This is a genomic window from Veillonellales bacterium, from assembly GCA_039680175.1.
In the GTDB taxonomy this organism is placed as follows: domain Bacteria; phylum Bacillota; class Negativicutes; order JAAYSF01; family JAAYSF01; genus JBDKTO01.
The window spans coordinates 1-1,644 of record JBDKTO010000068.1; the positions used below are offsets into that span (position 1 = coordinate 1).

Annotated in this window: 2 protein-coding genes; both read left to right on the forward strand. The window is 37.0% G+C overall.

All coding sequences use genetic code 11. The annotated features are described in order from the left end of the window. The coding region (locus ABFC84_11075; protein ID MEN6413280.1) for a hypothetical protein at positions 1-261 on the forward strand (261 nt) is incomplete at its 5' end. A gap of 199 nt (positions 262-460) precedes the next feature. Then, on the forward strand, positions 461-1,644 hold a 1,184-nt coding region (locus tag ABFC84_11080; protein MEN6413281.1), incomplete at its 3' end, for a transposase.

Below are 1,644 nucleotides of genomic sequence, written 5' to 3' on the forward strand. Positions count from 1 at the left end.
AAAATAGATCAAAGTGGATTAATAACTACCCTCCCTACAGGATGCTTCAAAGTAAATTTTATTGATGAAAATTCGGAAAAATTTGTAACAATAAAAAGCTTAAATAATATTATAGACTATTATCCTAAAATTTGTGCTAACTGCGGTGCCATTATAGAAAACAATCATAAAAACCATAACCTCTGCCCTAATTGCTATAAGGAAAAAAGGCGGGAGGATGTAAAAAATAATGTTAGAAGATACAGGGTTAAAGGGAAATAGTGATGGATGTAATCAGCATCTTGACGTGGGTTAATGAAGGGGGAATGCAAAATCTTAAAAATAAGCAGATGTAATCAGCAAATCGGCGTGGGTTAATGAATAGGTACGCATTATCATTGCAGAAAAGTGTTATCGTAACAAATTTATGTCGTAGAAAATGACACTTGCATTTTTCATAAAATTGAGGTACAATTAAAACATGATACTTACTTATCAATATCGACTTCTTCCAACAAAAGCGCAACTGACAAAACTTAATCAAACGCTTGAACTTTGCCGATGGGTTTATAATGAATCGCTAGCTGCTCGTAAAAACGCTTGGGAGCAAGAACAAAATACTCTTTCCTGCTATGATACATTTAGAATGATTCCTAAATGGAAAGAGCAGAAGCCGGAGTTGAATCAAGTATATTCGCAAGTACTGCGTGATGCTTGTACTCGTGGAGACCATGCTTTCAACGCATTCTTTACGCGAATACAAGCTGGAGAAAATCCAGGATATCCTAAATTCTGTGGATATGGAAGGTATTATAGTTTCACTTATACGCAAGATGGATTTAAACTGTCCGGCAACGAATTGAAGCTTTCAAGAATAGGGAATATTAAAATTATTATTTCTCGCCCATTGCGAGGTAGAATTAAAACTTTAAACATTCGCAGAGATTCTATTGGCAATTGGTATGCTAATTTTTCTTGTAAAGTATTAACTACCCCATTACCGAAGTCAAAAGAAGCAATTGGCATTGACTTGGGTCTCGAATCTTTTGCAACCTTAAGTGATGGTACTAAAGTCGCTAATCCGCGCTTCTTAAAGAAAGATGAAAAAGAACTAGCGAAGGCGCAACGTAAACTGTCAAAAGCAGAAAAAGGAACACCTGAAAGAGAAAAACGGCGTAAGGCAGTTGCGCATATATACCAACGCATTGCCAATCGGCGCAAAGATTTCGCGCATAAATTGTCTAGGAATCTGGTGAACGAATACGGAATCATTGCTCTTGAAAAACTGAATAATAAGAAAATGCTTCAAAATCATTATCTGGCCAAGAGCATCTCTGATGCGGCTTGGAATCGATTTGTACGATATGTTCAATATAAGGCCGAGCAAGCAGATAGGAAATGTGTATTGGTTGATCCGTGTAATACATCTAAAAGGTGTAGCAGATGTGGAACATTAGTTGATAAGTCTCTTTCTGTGCGTGTGCATAAGTGTCCAGTATGCAATTTACAAATAGATCGAGATGAAAACGCAGCTATAAATATTTTGGCATTGGGGCTACAATGCCTTGGCGAAAGCCATAGAAGCCATGTTGCTTTAGAACATGGAATAGCCACAATCAGTTGCTCGCGTGAATTAAATGAAAGGGTACAGAAAGACGGTAATAC